The organism is Pseudomonas sp. 8O (genome assembly GCF_902506495.1).
GTDB classification, from domain to species: domain Bacteria; phylum Pseudomonadota; class Gammaproteobacteria; order Pseudomonadales; family Pseudomonadaceae; genus Aquipseudomonas; species Aquipseudomonas chaetocerotis.
In genome coordinates this window covers 230404-248898 of the sequence record NZ_LR733264.1, presented here as the reverse complement: position 1 = coordinate 248898, position 18495 = coordinate 230404, and the positions used below count along the sequence as shown (strand labels likewise).

Annotated in this window: 19 protein-coding genes and 1 riboswitch; of the genes, 10 read left to right on the top strand and 9 right to left on the bottom strand. The window is 65.1% G+C overall.

Annotated features, from left to right (window positions below; genetic code table 11):
* Positions 1-7: 7 nt before the first annotated feature.
* Entirely contained in the window at positions 8-742 is a 735-nt protein-coding gene (locus GV002_RS03970; RefSeq protein ID WP_160018871.1) for a substrate-binding periplasmic protein, read from the top strand.
* Between the two features lie 4 nt (positions 743-746).
* On the opposite strand, the gene GV002_RS03965 is transcribed toward GV002_RS03970, so the two are convergent.
* From GV002_RS03965 to GV002_RS03955, 3 genes are read right to left on the bottom strand one after another with little or no spacing between them, the layout of a single operon-like run.
* Positions 747-1553 (bottom strand): TlpA disulfide reductase family protein, encoded by an 807-nt coding sequence (locus tag GV002_RS03965; protein WP_160017147.1) that lies wholly within the window; start codon positions 1551-1553, stop codon positions 747-749.
* A 7-nt stretch (positions 1554-1560) separates the two neighbouring features.
* Positions 1561-4095, bottom strand: coding sequence for an ATP-dependent helicase HrpB (gene hrpB, locus GV002_RS03960; protein ID WP_160017146.1), 2535 nt, complete (start codon positions 4093-4095; stop codon positions 1561-1563).
* Positions 4061-4225 (bottom strand): hypothetical protein, encoded by a 165-nt coding sequence (locus tag GV002_RS03955; protein WP_160017145.1) that lies wholly within the window; start codon positions 4223-4225, stop codon positions 4061-4063. Before GV002_RS03955 ends, hrpB begins: the two co-directional genes overlap by 35 nt.
* Here GV002_RS03955 and GV002_RS03950 point away from each other — a divergent pair.
* The 5 genes from GV002_RS03950 to GV002_RS03930 all read left to right on the top strand — a co-directional run bounded on the left by GV002_RS03950 (position 4224) and on the right by GV002_RS03930 (position 7158).
* Positions 4224-4643: a polyribonucleotide nucleotidyltransferase gene (locus tag GV002_RS03950; RefSeq protein ID WP_160017144.1), complete on the top strand. Its 420-nt coding sequence runs from the start codon at positions 4224-4226 to the stop codon at positions 4641-4643. The genes GV002_RS03955 and GV002_RS03950 overlap by 2 nt on opposite strands.
* A 4-nt stretch (positions 4644-4647) precedes the next feature.
* Positions 4648-5529, top strand: a complete 882-nt coding sequence (locus tag GV002_RS03945; protein ID WP_160017143.1) for a cation diffusion facilitator family transporter — start codon at positions 4648-4650, stop codon at positions 5527-5529.
* Positions 5530-5893: 364 nt separating this feature from the next.
* Entirely contained in the window at positions 5894-6373 is a 480-nt protein-coding gene (locus tag GV002_RS03940; protein ID WP_004424680.1) for an Lrp/AsnC family transcriptional regulator, read from the top strand.
* A 90-nt stretch (positions 6374-6463) separates the two neighbouring features.
* Entirely contained in the window at positions 6464-6682 is a 219-nt protein-coding gene (locus tag GV002_RS03935; protein ID WP_003240295.1) for a DUF2788 domain-containing protein, read from the top strand.
* An 83-nt stretch (positions 6683-6765) separates the two neighbouring features.
* A complete protein-coding gene (locus tag GV002_RS03930) occupies positions 6766-7158 on the top strand; it encodes a globin (protein ID WP_021489453.1) in 393 nt (130 codons plus the stop codon).
* Positions 7159-7374: 216 nt separating this feature from the next.
* On the opposite strand, the gene GV002_RS03925 is transcribed toward GV002_RS03930, so the two are convergent.
* Positions 7375-7995, bottom strand: coding sequence for a pseudouridine synthase (locus GV002_RS03925; protein WP_160017142.1), 621 nt, complete (start codon positions 7993-7995; stop codon positions 7375-7377).
* Positions 7996-8118: 123 nt separating this feature from the next.
* Between GV002_RS03925 and GV002_RS03920 the strand changes: the two genes are divergently transcribed.
* The gene (locus GV002_RS03920) at positions 8119-9150 is read left to right on the top strand and encodes an NADPH-dependent aldehyde reductase Ahr (RefSeq protein ID WP_160017141.1); all 1032 of its coding nucleotides are present in this window, start codon (positions 8119-8121) and stop codon (positions 9148-9150) included.
* 212 nt (positions 9151-9362) lie between these two features.
* Complete coding sequence (locus tag GV002_RS03915; protein WP_160017140.1) at positions 9363-9800, top strand: acetyltransferase; 438 nt, start codon at positions 9363-9365, stop codon at positions 9798-9800.
* Here GV002_RS03915 and GV002_RS03910 read toward each other — a convergent pair.
* On the bottom strand, positions 9793-11136 hold the full coding sequence (locus GV002_RS03910; protein WP_160017139.1) for a PLP-dependent aminotransferase family protein: 1344 nt from the start codon (positions 11134-11136) through the stop codon (positions 9793-9795). The genes GV002_RS03915 and GV002_RS03910 overlap by 8 nt on opposite strands.
* Before the next feature lie 80 nt (positions 11137-11216).
* On the opposite strand from GV002_RS03910, the gene GV002_RS03905 reads away from it, so the two are divergent.
* On the top strand, positions 11217-12188 hold the full coding sequence (locus GV002_RS03905) for a threonine dehydratase (RefSeq protein ID WP_160017138.1): 972 nt from the start codon (positions 11217-11219) through the stop codon (positions 12186-12188).
* Positions 12189-12310: 122 nt separating this feature from the next.
* Here GV002_RS03905 and amn read toward each other — a convergent pair whose 3' ends face one another.
* Complete coding sequence (gene amn / locus GV002_RS03900; RefSeq protein WP_178094595.1) at positions 12311-13843, bottom strand: AMP nucleosidase; 1533 nt, start codon at positions 13841-13843, stop codon at positions 12311-12313.
* Between the two features lie 67 nt (positions 13844-13910).
* Between amn and GV002_RS03895 the strand changes: the two genes are divergently transcribed.
* Positions 13911-14639 carry a hypothetical protein gene (locus tag GV002_RS03895; RefSeq protein WP_160017136.1) on the top strand — a complete coding sequence of 243 codons (729 nt, stop codon included), beginning with the start codon at positions 13911-13913 and terminating at the stop codon, positions 14637-14639.
* 145 nt (positions 14640-14784) lie between these two features.
* On the opposite strand, the gene GV002_RS03890 is transcribed toward GV002_RS03895, so the two are convergent.
* The 3 genes from GV002_RS03890 to GV002_RS03880 all read right to left on the bottom strand — a co-directional run bounded on the left by GV002_RS03890 (position 14785) and on the right by GV002_RS03880 (position 18407).
* A complete protein-coding gene (locus GV002_RS03890) occupies positions 14785-15465 on the bottom strand; it encodes an energy-coupling factor ABC transporter permease (RefSeq protein ID WP_160017135.1) in 681 nt (226 codons plus the stop codon).
* A gap of 52 nt (positions 15466-15517) precedes the next feature.
* Positions 15518-15721: riboswitch (cobalamin riboswitch) on the bottom strand.
* Positions 15722-16119: 398 nt separating this feature from the next.
* Positions 16120-17769, bottom strand: a complete 1650-nt coding sequence (locus GV002_RS03885; protein WP_160017134.1) for an acyl-CoA dehydrogenase family protein — start codon at positions 17767-17769, stop codon at positions 16120-16122.
* Positions 17766-18407 (bottom strand): TetR/AcrR family transcriptional regulator, encoded by a 642-nt coding sequence (locus tag GV002_RS03880; RefSeq protein ID WP_160017133.1) that lies wholly within the window; start codon positions 18405-18407, stop codon positions 17766-17768. Before GV002_RS03880 ends, GV002_RS03885 begins: the two co-directional genes overlap by 4 nt.
* Positions 18408-18495 lie beyond the last annotated feature (88 nt).

Sequence of the window (18495 nt, the reverse complement as noted above, 5' to 3'; positions counted from 1 at the left end):
TACCCGGATGCCAAGACGCTTCTGCCTGATATTCATCGTCCTGCTATGGCTGCACGCCGCTCATGCTGCCGAGTCAAAGCAACGCGTTCACGTGGGTTACTACGAGTTTCCACCCTTTTCCTATACCGACGCCCAAGGCCAGCCCAGTGGTTCAGGCCTGGAGCTGACCGCACGCCTGCTCGACGAGGCGGGATACCAGGCAGACTTTCGCGCCTACCCCGGTGCCCGCCTCTACAGCGGCCTGCTCGACGGCAGCATACATATCTGGGCCGGCGCCTCAGGCAAGCCGGAGCTGGTAGAGCACACCCTCGAAGGCAAGCATCTGCTGGGGGAGATCACCCTCAACCTGTATTTTCGCCACGACACACCTGCACCGCGCATTCCGGATGATCTGCAGGATCGCGGGGTGATCCTGATCACCGGCTACAGCTACTGGCAGGACGTCAATCAATGGCTGGAAGATCCGGCGCGCAATATCACTCATCACCGTACCGCTAACCACACCTCAGCCCTGGAAATGCTGGCGCGCCGACGCGGCGACTACCTGCTGGACTATCAGGCCCCCGTCGAACAGGCCAAACGCACACTGGGCATGGGCGAACTGCCCTTCGTCGAGGTACAGCGTCTGCCGCTGCGGCTGATCTATTCACGACGAGCGCCTGATGCCGAGCGCCTGCGCGAGAACCTGGATCGGGTGTATCAGCAATTGCAGGATGCCGGCGAGGATCTGTGGCTGAATTGACGCTTCAATCTTCCCGCAATCGGGCCAGTGCCCGCTCCAGACTGGCATGCGACAGCTCGCCCAGATGACTGCCGACCTGTCGGCCCTCGGCGTCGTAGAACAGCGTGGTGGGTAAGGCCCGCGAGCCCACCAACTGACCCAGCTGCACCTGCTCGTCGAGCAGCAGGTTGTCCAGGCTCAGTTGCTGCGCGGCGAGGAACTCATCCACCAGCGCAGCGCTTTCCCCCTGGTTGACGAACAAGATGGTGATAGCCGCCTCACGTTGTTGCGCCTGCATCAACACCGGCATCTCGCGCCGACATGGCGGGCACCAGGTCGCCCACAGGTTGATCACCAGCGGCTGACCGGCGTAGTCACGCAGGTTCACCGGCTCACCCTGCATATCCCGCACCTGCAGACCGGGCAACCGCGTGCCCTGCTCAAGCGCATGCAACATCAGGTTGCCGCCGAGCCACAGTGCCAGCCCGACGCTCATCGCCACCCCCAACGGCCGCCGCAATTGTGCGTGACGCCAGAGATACCAGGCACCCAGCGCCAGCCCTGCGAGCACGCCTGGCCAGGCGATGAAACCACCATCGCGGATATCCACCACTCGCCAAGGTTCATCGCGGTAGTACTCGGCATACAGCAGCACGAACGCCAGCCGCGCCACCAGCAGCCCCAGCATGAGCATGCGGAACAACTGACTTTCCGGATTGCAGCCGTGGCGACGACCGATCAACCAGCCAACCAGTGTGGCCAGCAGCAGGCTGCCAAACAGCAGCACATGGGATACACCAAGGGCCAAGGGCCCGACATCCAGGGTCAGCATCGACTTCTCATTTTCTCGGTTTGGCCCGTGCGGTGGGCTCGGCAATCAGCGGGTCATCCGGCCAATAATGCTTCGGATAACGCCCCTTGAGATCCTTCTTTACATCCAGGTAGGTATTGGCCCAGAAGCTGGCCAGGTCCTGGGTCACCTGCACCGGCCGCCGCGCTGGTGACAGCAAGTGCAGTTTGAGACCGAGGCGGCCACCGGCGATGCGCGGCGTGGCGGCCAGGCCGAACAGCTCCTGCAGGCGCACGGCGAGCACCGGTGGGTGCTCCGTGTAGTCGATGGCGATGCGTGAACCGGACGGCACGTTCAACGCACGCGGTGCCAGCTCGTCGAGGCGCTGCGGCAACGGCCAGGGCAGCAGCGTCTGCAGGATCGACGGCAGGTCGAGGCCTGCGAAGTGGCTGAGGCGATTGACCTTGCCCAAGTAGGGCGTCAGCCACTGTTCGAGGCTGGCCAGCAGCGCGACATCGGACAGGTCCGGCCATTCGCTTTGCCCTTGCTGTTGGATGTCCAACTCGCGCAGCAGCGCCACTCGCGCCTGCCACTGCCGCAGCTCGGGCGTCCAGGGCAGCAGCTCCAGGCCCTTGCGCCGCACCAGGCCGACCAGCGCACGGCTGCGCGCGGCCTCGTCCAGCGCAGCCAGCGCCTGGCGTTCCAGCACCAGTTCGCCGACCTTGCGTTGGCGCTCGGCGCGCAACACGCCTTCGCGCTCGTCCCAGTCGAGCACGTCCAGCGCCTCGACCTGCTCGGCGAGCTCACGCTCGAACAGCGCCGGGTCGAGATCGGCGGCGAGGTAGATGCGCTCCTCACGCTGGCCCTGGCGGCTGCCCAGATCAGCGACCACCAGCCATTCGTGCTTCATCAGGGCATCGGTTTCACCGAACTGCGCGGCGCGACCATTGGCCAGGCGATAGTCGGCGCCACCGGCGCGGCGCTGCTGGGCGATGCGGTCGGGGTAAGCGAAGGCCAGCAGACAGCCGAGCCAGCGCGGGTGCTCGGGGTCGCCCACGGCCTGGCTTACCGACCGGCCTCTAAGCAATCCGTGGAACTGCTTCGCCAGTTGCCGGGCGCGCTGCACGCCGCCTTGGGCCGAGCGCACGGCGCGGCTTTCGCCACCAAGCAGTGCCAGACGACTGTGCAAGTCGGCGCCACCGCCGCGCAGGATATCGCGCTCGGACAACACCGCCGCCAGGTCGCACGCCAGCGCACCGAGGCCAAGAGCCTGGCCGCGCAGCAGCAGATGGGCAATACGTGGATGGCTCGGCAGCTCGGCCATGGCCTGGCCGTGAGCATTGAGCGCACCACGTTCATCGAGGGCGCCGAGGCGGCCGAGCAGATCGAGCGCCTGTGCGTAAGCGGCCGGCGGTGGCACGTCGAGCCAGCTCAGCTCCTGTGGCGTCACGCCCCAACGCAGCAGTTGCAGGGCCAGCCCGGCCAGATCAGCAGCAAGGATTTCTGCACCGGAATAGGAACTGAGCTGCTCGTGCTGCGCCTGCGACCACAGCCGATAGCAGGCGCCCGGCTGCAGGCGGCCGGCACGCCCCGCGCGCTGGGTGGCGGAGGCGCGGGAAATGCGCTGGGTGTCGAGCCGCGTCATGCCGCTGGCCGGGTCGAAACGCGGCACTCGCGCCAGGCCGGCGTCGATGACCACGCGCACACCGTCGATGGTCAGGCTGGTCTCGGCGATGTTGGTGGCCAGCACCACCTTGCGCTTGCCCGCGGGCGCTGGCTCGATGGCGGCGCGCTGGGCGGACAGATCAAGCTCGCCATGCAGCGGACAGAGCAGGATGTCGTCGCGACCTCCCAGGACATCCCCCAGTTGCTCGGCCACGCGGCGAATCTCGGCCTGCCCCGGCAGGAACACCAGCAGGCTGCCCGGCTCGTCGGCCAGCGCCTGCTGCACCGTCTGCACCACGCGCGGCTCGATCCACTCACCGGGCGCCTGCGGCGCGCCCCAGCGAATATCCACCGGGAACATGCGGCCCTCACTGCGCAGCACCGGCGCATCGCCGAGTAGCGCGGCCAGGCGCTCCCCCTCCAGAGTGGCGGACATCAGCAGCACCTTGAGCGGCGACTCGCCGCTGTCGGTACCGCGAAACATGGCGCGGCCATTGAGGGTCAGTGCCAGGGCCAGATCGGCGTCCAGACTTCTTTCGTGGAATTCATCGAAGATCACCAGGCCGACGCCGTCCAGCGCCGGATCATCCTGCAGACGACGGGCAAGAATGCCCTCTGTGACCACCTCGATGCGCGTGTTCGGCCCTACCTTGCTGTCCAGACGAATGCGATAGCCGACCGTCTCACCCACCCGCTCGCCCAGCTCGCTGGCCAGACGCTCGGCAGCGGCGCGGGCTGCCAGGCGACGCGGCTCGAGCATGAGGATGCTCTGCCCGGCCAGCCAGGGCGCATCGAGCAATGCCAGCGGCACGCGGGTGGTCTTGCCGGCGCCGGGTGGCGCTTCCAGCACCACTTCGTGGCGGGCGCTCAGCGCAGCGCGCAAATCAGGCAGCAGCGAATCGATAGGCAGGGTGTTCATCATTTCTCCACAGCAGACCGGCGATTATAACGGCGAACCGCCTGTCAACTTGCTGGTCTGAAACAGCGCCCTGCAGTTTTGCAATCATCGCCTTGGTATAGTTGCGCCACTTTTTTCTGGAGGTGCTCATGCGCACGAAATCCCGCGTTATTGTCGGCGTTGTCGCCGCTACCCTGCTCGCTCAACTGACCGCCTGTGGCTCGATCTTCTACCCTGATCGGCGTGGCCAGATCGAAGGCCGGATCGACCCGGTAATCGCCGGGGCCAACGCCATCGGCATCCTGTTCTACGTGATTCCGGGCCTAATCGCCTTCGCCGTGGACTTCGCCACCGGCGCCATCTACCTGCCCGAAGGCCAGACCGTTCAAGTCGACCCGCAGGAGCTCAAGCAACTGATCGGCAAAGACGGCAAGGTCGACCAGTACGCGCTGAAGACGCTGATCGAAACCAGCACCGGCCACCAACTGCCGCTGGACGACACGCGCCTGATCCAGCACAGCGGCAGTGCTGAGCAACTGGCCGCCTACGGCCTGCGCCCGGCTGCCTGAGTCCATGCACAACCCGCAGCATGCCAGGCTGATGCGCCTGGCCACTCGCGCGGCGCTGACCGTAGCGCTGACGCTGGTGCTGGCCAAGGCGATTGCCTGGTGGTTGAGTGGTTCGGTCAGCCTGCTGGCCGGCCTCACCGATTCGCTGCTCGACAGCGCCGCCTCGCTGATCAACCTGATCGCCGTGCACTTCGCCCTGCGCCCTGCGGACGAGGATCACCGCTATGGCCACGGCAAAGCGGAGGCGCTGGCCGGCCTGGCCCAGGCGCTGTTCATTGGTATCAGTGCCATCCTCATTGGCCTGCAAGGCATCGAGCGTCTGCAAGCGCCACAGCCGCTGGAGGCCGAAGGCCTCGGCATCGCCGTCATGCTGCTGTCGTTGGCGCTGACTGTCGCGCTGTTGATGTTCCAACACAAAGTGGTGCGCGAGACCGGCTCCACCGCGATTCATGCCGACTCGCTGCACTACCGCTCCGACATCCTGCTCAACAGCAGTATTCTTCTCGCCTTGCTGTTGACCCGTTTCGGCTGGCTGCAGATGGATGCGATCTTCGCCATCGGCATCGCCTTCTACATCTTCTGGAGCGCCATCAGCATCGTACGCGGTGCAATCGGCGTACTGATGGATGAAGAACTCCCCAGCGAAACCACTCGGCACATGTACGAGCTGGCCAATGCCGTCCCCGGCGTGCTCGGCTCCCATGACCTGCGCACGCGTATTTCTGGTACGCGCTGGTTCGTCCAGTTGCACCTGGAGCTGCCGGGCGAGATGAGCCTGTCCGACGCACATGCGCACTGCGAGGCCGTGGAAAAAGCGATCCATGAGCAATATCCACGCGCCGAAGTGCTGGTACACGCTGATCCGTCGGAAGTGGTCCAGCGCTGATATCGATGCCCTCCCCTGCCTTTCAGTATTCCTCAAGCAGCAAAAATCCCAGGCAATAAAAAGGGGCCTTGCGGCCCCTTCGGGAAATCTGTCCGGTGCTGGCGATGCTGTCGCCGCTTTCGTCGCCCGCCTGGTTGGGCAGTGCGGACCCGGGTGCCGGTGCGATCCGGTAGGACCGTCGGCGCCGGCTCACCTGGTTGGGCGAGGCCGGTAGGACTTGTCGTCCGGGCCGTGAAACTGAGAGAAAGCTTACGCCTTGGGCTGCGAAATAAGATTGCTAAGATTGCTTACAAACTTACCAATTGCGCAATTAACAACTAAAGGAGCACTATCTAGCGCAATCCAATAATGAGCCAGTTTAAAAATGGACAAACTCGACCGTTACGACCTGAACATTCTCGCCGAATTGCAGCGCAACGCTGCCCTGTCCAACCAGGAACTCGCCGAACGCATTGGCCTGTCGCCCTCGCCCTGCTCGCGTCGGGTCAAACAGCTGGAAGACGACGGCTACATTACCGGCCAGGTCGCCCTGCTCGACCGCAAGAAACTTGGCCTGAGCCTGACCGCCTACGTGCTGATCGGCATGGACCGGCATACCCCCGAGCGCTTCGAGCACTTTCAGGATGAAATCCGCAAATGCCCCGAAGTGCTGGAGTGCTGCCTGGTGACCGGGATGGACGCCGACTACCAGCTCAAGGTGGTGGTACCGGACATGGATCATTACCAGAAGCTGCTGCTCGGCACCCTGACCCGTATCGACGGTGTTTCCAGCGTGCGCTCGAGCTTCGTGCTGCAGCAGATTCTCTCCAGCACGCAGTTGCCCTTGCAGCATCTGCGCGACTGAAAGTCGCAGGGTGAAGCGGATCATGCCGCGCACCAGGGCAGGGCGCGTATAATTCCCGCCCTGCGTTTTCCGTCCGAATCACGAGGCACCATGGAAACCGAACAATTTGAAGCCCTGATGATGTACGTCCTGGTGGGCGGCCTGATGCTGTTCATGTTCTTCATCATCTGGGACCTCGCGAAGAAGTCCAAGGCCGGTCGCCTGGGCACCGCCATCCTGTTCCTTGGCCTGGGTCTGTGCCTGTTCGCCTTCCTCGCCAAGCCGATCATCACTTATATCATCGAGACCGCACGCGGCATTCACGGTTGAACGAGCGCATTAACCCGCGCTAGATATGATCGTTTACAGGGCATCGTCTCGATGCGACCTGCCGCCTACCCAAGGAGTCACACATGAGCGCCGCCAATCTGGTGATGCAGAGCTATGGACGCTGCTGCGCCAGCCCGGATTTCTTCGACAGTTTCTACCGCCACTTCCTTGCCAGCTCGCCGCTGATCCGCGAGAAGTTCGTCGACACCGACATGAGCGCGCAAAAGCAGCTGCTGCGCCAGGGCATTCTCAACCTGGTGATGCACGCCCGCGGCATGCCTGACACCAAGCTGCGTGCCCTCGGCGAATCGCACTCGCGCCAACATCTGGATATTCGCCCCGAACTCTACGACCTGTGGCTCGACGCGCTGCTGGCGACCATCGGCGAGCACGACAAGGAGTGCGACGCAGACGTGCGCCAAGCCTGGCGTGAAGTGCTGAACAAAGGTATCGCCGTGATCAAGGCCGGTTATTGATTCAGGTCATGCTCGCTGGGCCGGCCTCTGCGACAAAACGTCCGCTGCGCGGTGCGCCTCACTGATCACCGCGGCCGCCGCCATTCTCCCCCTATACCCATCCAGCGGCGACTCGGGAACAATCGGCGTGACCCTGGTGCGCGCGGCGCACCCTACAGGGACACCGCCGGCAGTAGGGTGCGCCGTGCGCACCAACTTCGCCTGCAATGATGCTCCCTATGGCAATAACGCCGGCACCTCGCGCCACTGACCGGGCTGCAATCCGTCCAGACACCAGGGGCCGATGGCCACGCGCACCAGGCGCAGGGTCGGCAGGCCGACGGCGGCAGTCATGCGCCGTACCTGACGATTGCGCCCCTCGCGAATCACCAGCTCCAGCCAAGCCGTCGGCACGCTCTTGCGAAAGCGTACCGGCGGGTTGCGCTCCCACAGCTCGGGCTCGTCCAGGCACCGCGCCTCGGCCGGCAGGGTCGGGCCGTCATTGAGCGTCACGCCATCGCGCAACTGCTGCAGTTGCTTAGCGCTCGGCTCGCCTTCCACCTGCACCCAATACGTCTTCGGCAGCTTGTGTTTCGGGTCGGCGATACGCGCCTGCAGGCGGCCATCGTTGGTCAGCAGCAGCAGGCCTTCGCTGTCGCGATCCAGGCGCCCTGCCGGATAGACGCCAGGCACCTCGACGAAATCCTTGAGCGTGGCACGGCCCTGCTCATCGTTGAACTGGGTGAGCACGTCGAACGGCTTGTTCAACACCAGCAAACGCGGCTGGGCAGGCGGCGCCTTGGCGACGCGCCGGGGAGCGGCAGGGCGGTGATTGGCAGGTAGACGTGGGCGAGACATGCGGCGGACTTCGATGAAACTGGGCTGCGCAGTGTAACCCACGATAAGCGCCGCTGATGGTGCTTCCACGCCCAGCCAGACCTACTAAGCTGCTGATTCACCCCCTGCATTCAGGAGCCACCGATGAGCAACAGTGCCGAACTCGCCACCTTCAGCGGCTGGGCCGCCACCGCACCCAAGGCACCGCTGGAGCGCCTGAGCTACGACCCTGGCCCGCTTGGCGCCGAAGAGGTGGAAGTGGCGGTGGAGTATTGCGGCATCTGCCATTCCGACCAGTCGATGATCGACAACGAATGGGGCAATGCGCGCTATCCCTTCATACCCGGCCATGAGGTGGTCGGCACCATCGTTCGCCTTGGCGAGCAGGCACGCGGCCTCAAGCTGGGGCAACGGGTCGGTATCGGCTGGTACAAGGGCAGTTGCATGCACTGCGGCTCGTGTATGGAAGGCTCGCACCAGCTGTGCCGCTCGGTGAAGCCGACCATCGTCGGCAGCCATGGCGGTTTCGCCGACCGCCTGCGTTCGCACTGGGCCTGGGCCGTGCCGCTGCCCGACGGCCTCGACCCGGCCCTGGTCGGGCCGCTGTTCTGCGCCGGCTCCACGGTGTTCAGCCCACTGCTGGAGTTCGACATCAAGCCCACCGACCGCGTCGGCGTGGTCGGAATCGGCGGCCTTGGCCACCTGGCGCTGCGTTTTCTCAATGCCTGGGGCTGCGAGGTAACAGCCTTCACCTCGTCGCTGAACAAGCAGGACGAAGCCAAACGCCTGGGCGCACACAAGGTGGTGGCCTCTACCGACAGTGCAGCGATGAAGGCGATTGCCGGTAGCCTGGATTTCCTTCTGGTCACCGCCAGCGCCGACCTGGACTGGATCGCCCTGCTCGGCACCCTGCGCGGCAAGGGCCGGCTGCACTTCGTCGGCATCGTGCCCAGCGCCATCCCGGTGCACGTGTTCAACCTGATCCCGCAGCAGAAGAGCCTGTCTGGCTCGCCGGTGGGCTCGCCCTCGAGCATGGCGACCATGCTCGAATTCTGCGCGCGGCATCAGATCCTGCCGCAGGTCGAGCAATTCCCCATGAGCCAGGTGAACGCCGCCATCGACCACCTGCGCAGCGGCAAGGCGCGTTATCGCGTGGTACTCGACGCCAGCAAATGACAGCACGGGCGAAAGCTGTCGGCGTAACGTGGGTGTAGGAGCCGGCTTGCCGGCGATCATAGGCCCGGAAGGATCGCCCGCAAGCGGGCTCCTACCTATTGCCTGGATGTTGCGCGCCAAGGACAAATCCGCACCTACAGGGTTGAGAGGCCTTGAGACACTCAACCGACGGGTATACTCCATCCCCCGCTTTCCTACCGATACCAATTAGCATGCTGATTCTCGACACCCCCACCGATGCAGAACTGCCCACCCTGGTGGACATCTGGGAAGCGGCCGTGCGCGCCACCCACCACTTCCTCCCGGAAAGCGACCTGCAGGTGATCAAGCCGTTGCTGCGCGAGCAATATTTCCCGGCCGTGCAACTGACCTGCGCGCGGGACGAAACGGGGCGGATACTGGGTTTTCTCGGTACGACCGAGGGCATGGTGGAAATGCTCTTCGTCGATCCGGCCTGCCACGGTCAGGGCGTGGGCAAGCGGCTGATGCGCCATGCCATCGACGAACTGGGCGCCACTCGGGTCGACGTCAACGAACAGAACCCGCAGGCCGTAGGGTTCTACCAGCACCTGGGATTCGTGGTGACCGATCGCTCGCGCCTGGACGGCGGCGGCCGGCCCTTCCCGATCCTGCATATGACGTTCAGCTGATAGGCCAAGCAGCCACTATCCCTTCCAACGCCCGCTTGAGTTCGACCCGGCTGGCTGCCGCCGCAAGGCTTACACGCACGGCGTTCCCCGGACTGGCCTCGACCGCGAACACCTCGGCCGGCACCACTTCCACGCCATGCTGCCGGCAGGCCTCAGCCAAACCGGCCGGAGGCTCGCCATCGAGCCACAAATGCGGCGCCACCGCCCTGCCCTGCGGCATGCGCGGGCCGAGCACGCGCGCAGCCAGGCGCCAGCGCTGCTGCAGCTCGCCGATCTGCCAGGCCAGGCGCTGATCGGCAATGCTGCTCTCGATCCACTCACACGCCAAGGCCAAGCTCAGCGGTGTCACCGCCCAGCGCGTGGCCTGGGCCTCGGGGTCGATGCGTTCGAGCAGCTCCGGCGCGCCCGCGATAAAGCCCAGGCGCAACCCCGGCGCGACGCTCTTGGACAGGCTGCTTATCAACAGGCAGCGCTCGGGAAGCTGCACTGCCAGCGGCGCCTCGCTGCCCAGCACGCCGTAGACATCGTCCTCGACGATCCACAACCCGCGCCGCCGCGCCACCTCGGCGATGGCCTTGCGGCGCTCGGCGTCGAGACTGGCGCCGGTTGGGTTCTGCAAACAGGGCGTGAGCACCGCGACACGAGCCCCGGTGGCGCGAGCCAGGCGGTCGAGATCATCGGGCAGGATGCCGTGCTCGTCCATCGCCACGCCATGCAGTGGTAGACGCAACTGGCGCGCGGCGGCCTTGATCCCCGGGGCGGTGTAGCGCTCCACCAGAATCGGCTCGCCTGCCTCGCACAGTGCCAGCAGCGCGGCCGACACGCCCTGCTGAGCACCGGCACAGAGCAACAGGCCACCCGGCGCCAACTCCAGGCCACGGCGGCGCAGCCAGGTGACGCCAGCCAGGTGCGCGCGCTCGACCAATGCTGCCGACGGGTAGGCCTGCAGCGCATCCAGATCGCCACGTGCTGCCAGAGCGACGAGGCTGGCAGAGAGGTCACGGTTGTCCGGGTCATGCACCGGCACGTTGGTCGACAGGTCGATCAGCTCGCCCTGTGCGGCCGGCTGCTTGAGGCGGAACAGGCTCGCTTCGTGGCTGCTGGCGAGTACGTAGGTACCGCGCCCGACCTCACCGGAGACCAGGTGCCGACGCGCCGCCTCGCGGTAGGCGAGCATCACCGTGCTCGGATTGATGCCCAGCGTCCAGGCCAGGCGTCGCTGCGGCGGCAGGCGCTCACCGGGCTTGAGCTCGCCACGGCCGATGGCAGCGGCAATGGCCTCGACCAGCGCAAGATACGTCGGAAGGGCGTTGTCTTGAAGATCAGGAAGCCACATTGCTTGCCATGCAATATAAAGATTTACCCATACAATGCGCCGCACTAGCATCCAGGTCAACATCACTTGGAGTGCCTGCCATGTTCGACCTTGCCCAACTGCGCCAGAGCGCTGAACTGGTTCACCGCCATATGGCAGCAACGCCGCAACTGGCCTGGCCACTGCTGGCCCAGCGCCTGGGTTGCGAGGTGTGGGTCAAGCACGAGAACCACGCGCCGACCGCAGCCTTCAAGGTGCGAGGCGGGCTGGTCTATATCGACGCCCTGCTACGCCGCAAGCCGCAGGTGCGCGGGCTGGTCACCGCCACCCGTGGTAACCACGGTCAGAGCCTGGCGCTGGCAGCGCGCGCGGCCGGTCTGGCGATCCGCATCCTGGTGCCGCACGGCAACGCCCGCGAGAAGAACGCGGCAATGCGCGCTCTCGGCGCCGAGGTGATCGAGCATGGTCGCGATTTCGACGAAGCCCGCGCCGAGGCCGCGCGCCTGGCCGAACGCGACGAGCTGCACTGGGTGCCGTCACTGCACGAGGATCTGGTGCGTGGTGTGGCCACTTACGCGCTGGAACTACTGGAGGCGGTGCCGAACCTGCGCCGGGTGTACGTGCCCATCGGCCTCGGCTCGGGCATCTGCGGGATGATCCGCACCCGCGACCTGCTTGGCCTCGACACCGAGATCGTCGGCGTGGTCGCCAGCGGCGCCGACGCCTATGCGCAGAGCTTCGAGCAGGGCTGCCTGGTGCAGACCGACCGCGCCGACACCCTGGCCGACGGCATGGCCTGCCGCCAGCCGCAGCAACTGGCGCTGGACATGATCCGCGCCGGCGCCGCGCGCATCGTGCGGGTCGACGACGAGGAAATTCGCGCCGCCATCCGCACCTATCACGAAGACACCCACAACCTCGCCGAAGGCGCCGGCGCCGCTGCTCTCGCCGCCCTGATGCAAGAGCGCGAGCTCAATGCCGGTCAGCGCGTGGCCGTGGTGCTCAGCGGCGCCAACATCGACCGCGCAGCGCTGGCCGAACTGCTGCGTGACGAGGCGCCGGTCGCCGCCTGAGTTCCCCCGACCAACGGTGGCTGAATGGCGTAGGGTGCGCTGTGCGCACCGCTGACAAACAGATACCTGAGCGCGACAGCAGCCTGCTGGCCGCGCTCAAGCCTTCAGCGTCGGATTGCACCTCAGCGGAACGGCGGCTCGTCGAAACTGCGCAGCTTGCGCGAGTGCAGCGAATTGAGCTGGCTGCGCATCAGCTCCAGCGCCGCGATACCGATGTGCAGGTGCTGGGTCACGGCGCGTTCGTAGAAGGCGCCAGCCGCGCCGGGCAGCTTGATCTCGCTGTGCAGGGGTTTGTCCGATACGCACAGCAGCGTGCCGTAGGGCACCCGCAGGCGATAGCCTTGCGCAGCGATGGTGCCACTTTCCATGTCCACCGCCACGGCGCGCGACAGGTTGATCAGCGGCCGCTCCTGGGCCCAGCGCAGTTCCCAGTTGCGATCGTCGTAGGTCAGCACGGTGCCGGTGCGCAAGCGCTTCTTCAGCTCGTCGCCCTGCTCGCCGGTCACCAGCTTGGCGGCTTCCTGCAGCGCCTGCTGTACCTCGGCCAATGCCGGCAGCGGGATATGCGGCGGCAGTACGCGGTCGAGAATGCCGTCGCGGCGCATGTAGGCGTGGGCCAGCACGTAGTCACCGATGGTCTGCGATTGGCGCAGGCCACCGCAGTGGCCGATCATCAGCCAGCAATGCGGGCGCAGCACGGCCAGGTGGTCGGTGATGTTCTTGGCGTTGGACGGGCCAACACCGATGTTGACCAGGGTGATGCCGTGGCCGTCCTCGGCCTGCAGGTGGTAGGCCGGCATCTGGTAGCGGTGCCAGACCACGTTCTCGATGATCGCCTGCATCTCACCTTCGGCCATGCCGCGCTCGATCACCACGTTGCCCGGCAACACCATGCGGGTGAAACGCGAGTCGCCCACCAGCATGTCCAGGCCGTGGCGAATGAACTGATCGACGTAGCGGTGATAGTTGGTCAGCAGGATCCACGGCTGCACGTGGCGCCAGTCGCTGCCGGTGTAATGCTGGATGCGCTTGAGGGAGAAGTCGGTGCGCGCCGCGTCGAACAGCGCCAGCGGCAGCGGATCGATGTTCTCCCAGTCGTACAGGCCATCGGCGGTGCCGTCGGTGGCGGCGGACAGGTCGGTGCTGGGGAATACGCGCGCCAACTCGGCGGCGGTCACGCCACTGCCAGCCAGCTCATCACCGCCCTCGACCACGTACGGATAGGGAATGTTCTGCTGGCTGCGGCCGACTTCCACACGCAGGGTGAAGTCGTTCATCAGCGGGCTCAGCTGCTCCAGCAGGTATTTGCGGAAGGCCGCCGGCTGGGTCACGGTGATGGCGTAGGTGCCAGGCACCTGCACCTTGGCGTAGGCGCGCACGGTAGTGGGCACCTCGCCCTGGCACAGGTAGGTCAGGCGCAATTCGGGGTAGCGGAACAGACAGTGCTCGCTGGCATCGGGGCGGATGCGCTCCTTGAGGTAACGCTTGAGCGCCTGGCTCAACGCACCGGTGGCTTCCTGGTGCAGGGCGGCGAGACGGTCGACCGCTTCTTCGGGGGTGTGGGCAATGATGAAATCATCTGAGCAGGCTTTCACAGTGCATCTTCCTGACTGAACGTACGCCCCTATCTTGCCTGCATACGGTGACGAAAACATAGCGCGACAGGCCTCGCGCATCACTGCTAGCGACTAGGCTTGGATCAACTCGTCAGAGGTCACCATCATGCCCCGTGCAATCGTTCTGCTGTTGGCCATGTCCTCATGCTCAAGCATTCAGGCCGGTGAACTCGACGGTCATTACCGGGCAACCCTCGACGGCCAGCCGAGCGAGCTGATCCTGCGCCAGAGCGGCGCCTTGGTGGAAGGCGAGTATGTGGAAAGCCAGCGCCTGCGCCTGATCGTCAAAGGCCGCTACGACGGCAAGCTGCTGCGTGCCGAAATCAACGACCCACAGACCGGACTGCTACTGGCCAACATGAACGCCACCTATGCCAATGCCATGCTCAATACCAGCATCGCCGCGCGCGATCCACGCAACGGCGAAGTGTTGGAGCGCCAGGCTCTCTTTCAGCGTGAAGCGGTAGTCATAGCGGCGACGCCGTCCACTGCCGGCGCTCAGGAGCCGGCGCTTATCGGCACCTGGGTACACGAGAAGATCATCAACAGCGGCGGCGCCAACTTCGCCTCGTTCAATACAGTGATGACCCTGCAACTGAACGCCGATGGCAGCGTCACGCAGTGGACTCGCTCGGTAGGCGGCGGCAACGACTGGAACTACGACAGCCCTGGCGAGGTGCAGTACAGCGGCCACTGGCGCAGCCAGGACGGCATGCTGATGGTGCGCCTGACAGGCGCCGCCGACTATCAACCCGCCGCCTATTACCGCTTCAGCGACCAGTACCTGGTCACCGAAAGCAATACCGGCAAGATGATCTGGCAGCGCCGCCGTTAGCGCAAAAGTCGCGCAGCGACGCCTTCCTTAATGCTCCTCTCCCTTTGGGAGAAGGTGGCGCGAAGCGCCGGATGAGGGCAGGCATGCAGCACAGGCTTTCATCATCCAGAACGCTTCTTAGCGCATGACCGTCAGAGCGACGAGGTCAGGCCGGCTGATGCAGACGCACGTTGAACAGCGGCCCCTGACTGAAACGCGACAGCGCCTTGGCACCGGCCAGCACGCCCAGGTCGATCAGCGGCTCGATCAGGATCACGCTCATGTAGGCCAGGCCGAAGCTGCCCACGGCCGCCAGGTTTTCGCTGGAGAAACCGTGGCCGTAGAAGGCCCAGAACGCCACCCAGGCGACGATGCCGCCCTGATAAGCGGTCGAAAGCGCCAGCGCCTGCTTGTAGGAAAGATCGATGTAGGCGGTGCCCGGCGCGACGATGCGCTTGGCCAGCAGGCTGATGCCCCACAGCGGAATCAACAGCGTGGTGACGTTCATGCCGTACTGCGGCAGGTCGAACTGGGCGAACAGCAGCCCTTGCAGCAGCAGACCTGCCGCCAGGCCAATGCCCGCGGCACCGGCACCGAACAGCAGGAGCAGGGTCGAACCGAGGATCAGATGAACCTCGGAAACGCCCACCGCATGATGCGGGAACACTTCGAAAAAGCAGAACACCAGGGCGGTGGTCAGCAGGCTGCGGAGCGCCAGGGCAGCGACACCGCCGTTGTTGCGTACGCTGTCTAGGGCGAGTTTGGCGGTCAGGCCGAAGGCAGTGACGGCCGTTGCGTAGCTAAGCAGGATCTTGGCGCCTTCGACGACGTCCGGTTCGATATGCATGCGAGTTCCTTTGCCGCGCCCACCGCGCGACGATTCGGATGAGGGAGTGGGCGAAACGCCCGTTGTCGATGGCAGGTCTCCTGGCTCACGGCTTGACACTTCGCCCGCCTTCCCGACCGAAGTCAGTGGCATCAGGGCATCGTTAGCCGCTTACAGTTGCGGGGGCAGCCAGGGCATTGGCGAGATTCGCCGCACCCTGTTCCCTTTTCATCCGCGCCACAGGCGTGCACGCAGAACCATCGGCCGCAAGATTACTCGCCTGCCCGGCTAAAAAACAGCGCACCAGGTGCATCACTCCAAGCTCATCCCTGCTGGTGTTGGGAGCACGCGCAAACCTCGAATGCTCGGTGTGACTCCCCGATTCATCCCCGCTGGCGCGGGGAACAATGCATGGTGGTTCTCCTTCGAGGTTATGCCGGCGGTTCATCCCCGCTGGCGCGAGGAACACACTGACCTCGATCTTGACGACTTCGTTAGTAACGGTTCATCCCCGCTGGCGCGGGGAACATCAGGCTCTGGGACTTGAGCAGCTTTACATCGTCGGTTCATCCCCGCTGGCGCGGGGAACACACTTAGCGCAACCAATTGCTCCTGAAGGGAAAAATCAGCCGCTAAAAACCTACCAACTTTTCCTTGTTAAAGATCGCCCCTGCATCAAAGCAGATCCGGCGTGCTGCGCGCCAGCAGCGCCTCGACGTCAACACCGCGCGGCAGGGTGCCGTAGACACGACCGCGACCTTCCAGGCGGCTGGCGATAAAGGCATCGGAGACGATGGCGTTGCCCGCCTCCAGCAGCAGCTTGGCCTGCAGCGCGACGGCCATGTCTTCGGTGAGCTGGCGGGCGCGGTACTGGATGTCGGAGGTATCGGCAAAATCGGCCTTCAGCCGCTGGATATGCGCCTGCAGACGGGCATCACCGTGGCCATCACCCAGCTCGGTGAACAGCGCATCGAGTACGCCGGGCTCCTTGGACAACGCGCGCAGCACGTCCAGGCATTGCACGTTGCCCGAGCCTTCCCAGATCGAGTTGACCGGCGCTTCACGATACAGGCGCGGCATGATGGTTTCCTCGACATAGCCGGCGCCGCCCATGCATTCGCTGGCCTCGTAGATCATTTCCGGCGCGCGTTTGCAGATCCAGTACTTGCCCACGGCAGTGACCAGACGGGCAAATTTGTCTTCCTGCTCATCATGCTGATGATCGAGCGCGCCGCCCATGCGCATGCACAGAGCCAGCGCGGCTTCGCTCTCCAGCGCCAGGTCGGCGAGCACGTTCTGCATCAACGGCTGGTCGGCGAGCAGCTTGCCACCGACCTGGCGATGCGCGCAGTGGTGCGCGGCCTGGGTCAACGCCTGGCGCATCAGGCTGCTGGAGCCGACCATGCAATCGAAGCGGGTCATGGCCACCATCTCGATGATGGTCGGCACGCCGCGCCCTTCCTCGCCGAGCATCCAGGCGAAAGCACCGCGATATTCCACCTCGCTGGAGGCGTTGGCCCAGTTGCCCAGCTTGTTCTTCAGGCGCTGGATGTAGAACGCGTTGCGCGTGCCATCCGGCCGGTGACGCGGCAGCAGGAAGCACGACAGCCCCTTGTCGGTGTACGCCAGGGTGAGAAAGGCGTCGCACATGGGCGCCGAGCAGAACCATTTGTGCCCCACCAGCTCATAGCCCTGTCCCGGCCCGCCAAGACCGATGGGATAGGCCCGCGTGGTGTTGGCGCGCACATCAGTGCCGCCCTGCTTCTCGGTCATGGCCATACCGATGGTGACGCCGGACTTCTGCTCCATCGGCAGGTTGCGCGGGTCGTACTGGCTGGAGAGGATCTTCGGCAGCCACTGCTCCGCCACGTTGGGTTGCAGGCGGATGGCCGGCACAGCGGCGAAGGTCATGGTCAGCGGGCAGCCACTGGCCGCTTCGACCTGGCTGTGCATATAGGTCAGCCCGGCGCGGGCGACATGAGCGCCGGCGCGCGGATCTGTCCAGGGCAGCGACGGCAGGCCGTGCTCGACCGCCGTGCGCATCAGCTCGTGATAGGCCGGATGAAACTCCACCAGATCGATGCGGTTGCCATAGCGATCGTGGCTCTTGAACACCGGCTTGTTCTCGTTGGCGAGAAAGCCGGCCTGCATCAGAGGCCCGCCGGCCAGGGCGCCATAGGCGCTCAGGCGCTCGTGGGCCCAGGCGCCGTCGTAGCGGCGAATCCACTCCTGCAACGGTAGGTCGAGGTGATAGAGGTTGGCGCCGTCCAGGCTTGGTACCTGATTGAACACCTCATGGGTTTCGGCATGCAGACTGGGTTTCATCGCGTGGGTTCCTCGGCGCCGACGGCGCGCAGGCAGAAGGTGGCAAGGCTGGCGCTGACCTGCGCCAGCTCCAGAGTGGGTTGGCCCGCTTCGCGAGCGGCACGGGCAGGTGGCGACAGCGGCCCGACCAGCGCCTCGGCAATCGCGCCGACCAGACAGGCCGCCATCAGGCTGATCGGCTCGACTCGAAACTCGCCGGCAGCGGCGCCCTCCTCCAGCAGGTCACTGAACAGTTCGGCGTAGGCTTCGCGATAGAGCAGGCGCTGCTCGTCGACTTCGGGGTCGACCGGCTCGGCGATCAGCGCAAAGGCCAGGCGGCGGCTATGCCAGGCGCGGGCGGCGAACTGCTCGAGGCCGATGCGCAGGCGCTCACTGGGGCGGCCCGGCCCGCGCAAGGCAGCGGCCAGAGCATCCACCTCACGCTGACTGGCGCTGGCAAAGACTTCGGCGGCCAGTTCACCCTTGCTGCGAAAGTGGCGATACAGGCTGCCGGTGGCGATGCCGACATCGTCGGCCAACGCCTGCATGGTCAGAGCGGCGAAACCGCCCTCGGCCACCCGTAGCAAGGCGCAGTCGAGAATACGCGCGCGCAACGCCTGGTCGCGGTCGAGTCGAGCTTCGGTGGTGCGATAAGCCATGGTCTGAATCCTGATTCATCTACGCTCAGTGAATCAGGATTCAGACCATGGCTAAAGGGGCGATCCGGCCAAACCTGCCGCCGAATCG

Coding starts and splice junctions, on each gene's coding strand:
- GV002_RS03925 (WP_160017142.1), bottom strand. CDS start 7,995: ATGTCTCGCCCACGTCTACCTGCCAATCACCGCCCTGCCGCTCCCCGG.
- GV002_RS03965 (WP_160017147.1), bottom strand. CDS start 1,553: ATGCTGACCCTGGATGTCGGGCCCTTGGCCCTTGGTGTATCCCATGTG.
- GV002_RS03955 (WP_160017145.1), bottom strand. CDS start 4,225: ATGAGCACCTCCAGAAAAAAGTGGCGCAACTATACCAAGGCGATGATT.
- amn (WP_178094595.1), bottom strand. CDS start 13,843: ATGTTTTCGTCACCGTATGCAGGCAAGATAGGGGCGTACGTTCAGTCA.
- GV002_RS03940 (WP_004424680.1), top strand. CDS start 5,894: ATGGACAAACTCGACCGTTACGACCTGAACATTCTCGCCGAATTGCAG.
- GV002_RS03930 (WP_021489453.1), top strand. CDS start 6,766: ATGAGCGCCGCCAATCTGGTGATGCAGAGCTATGGACGCTGCTGCGCC.
- GV002_RS03890 (WP_160017135.1), bottom strand. CDS start 15,465: ATGCATATCGAACCGGACGTCGTCGAAGGCGCCAAGATCCTGCTTAGC.
- GV002_RS03970 (WP_160018871.1), top strand. CDS start 8: ATGCCAAGACGCTTCTGCCTGATATTCATCGTCCTGCTATGGCTGCAC.
- GV002_RS03895 (WP_160017136.1), top strand. CDS start 13,911: ATGCCCCGTGCAATCGTTCTGCTGTTGGCCATGTCCTCATGCTCAAGC.
- GV002_RS03950 (WP_160017144.1), top strand. CDS start 4,224: ATGCGCACGAAATCCCGCGTTATTGTCGGCGTTGTCGCCGCTACCCTG.
- GV002_RS03920 (WP_160017141.1), top strand. CDS start 8,119: ATGAGCAACAGTGCCGAACTCGCCACCTTCAGCGGCTGGGCCGCCACC.
- GV002_RS03885 (WP_160017134.1), bottom strand. CDS start 17,769: ATGAAACCCAGTCTGCATGCCGAAACCCATGAGGTGTTCAATCAGGTA.
- hrpB (WP_160017146.1), bottom strand. CDS start 4,095: ATGAACACCCTGCCTATCGATTCGCTGCTGCCTGATTTGCGCGCTGCG.
- GV002_RS03945 (WP_160017143.1), top strand. CDS start 4,648: ATGCACAACCCGCAGCATGCCAGGCTGATGCGCCTGGCCACTCGCGCG.
- GV002_RS03880 (WP_160017133.1), bottom strand. CDS start 18,407: ATGGCTTATCGCACCACCGAAGCTCGACTCGACCGCGACCAGGCGTTG.
- GV002_RS03915 (WP_160017140.1), top strand. CDS start 9,363: ATGCTGATTCTCGACACCCCCACCGATGCAGAACTGCCCACCCTGGTG.
- GV002_RS03910 (WP_160017139.1), bottom strand. CDS start 11,136: ATGTGGCTTCCTGATCTTCAAGACAACGCCCTTCCGACGTATCTTGCG.
- GV002_RS03935 (WP_003240295.1), top strand. CDS start 6,464: ATGGAAACCGAACAATTTGAAGCCCTGATGATGTACGTCCTGGTGGGC.
- GV002_RS03905 (WP_160017138.1), top strand. CDS start 11,217: ATGTTCGACCTTGCCCAACTGCGCCAGAGCGCTGAACTGGTTCACCGC.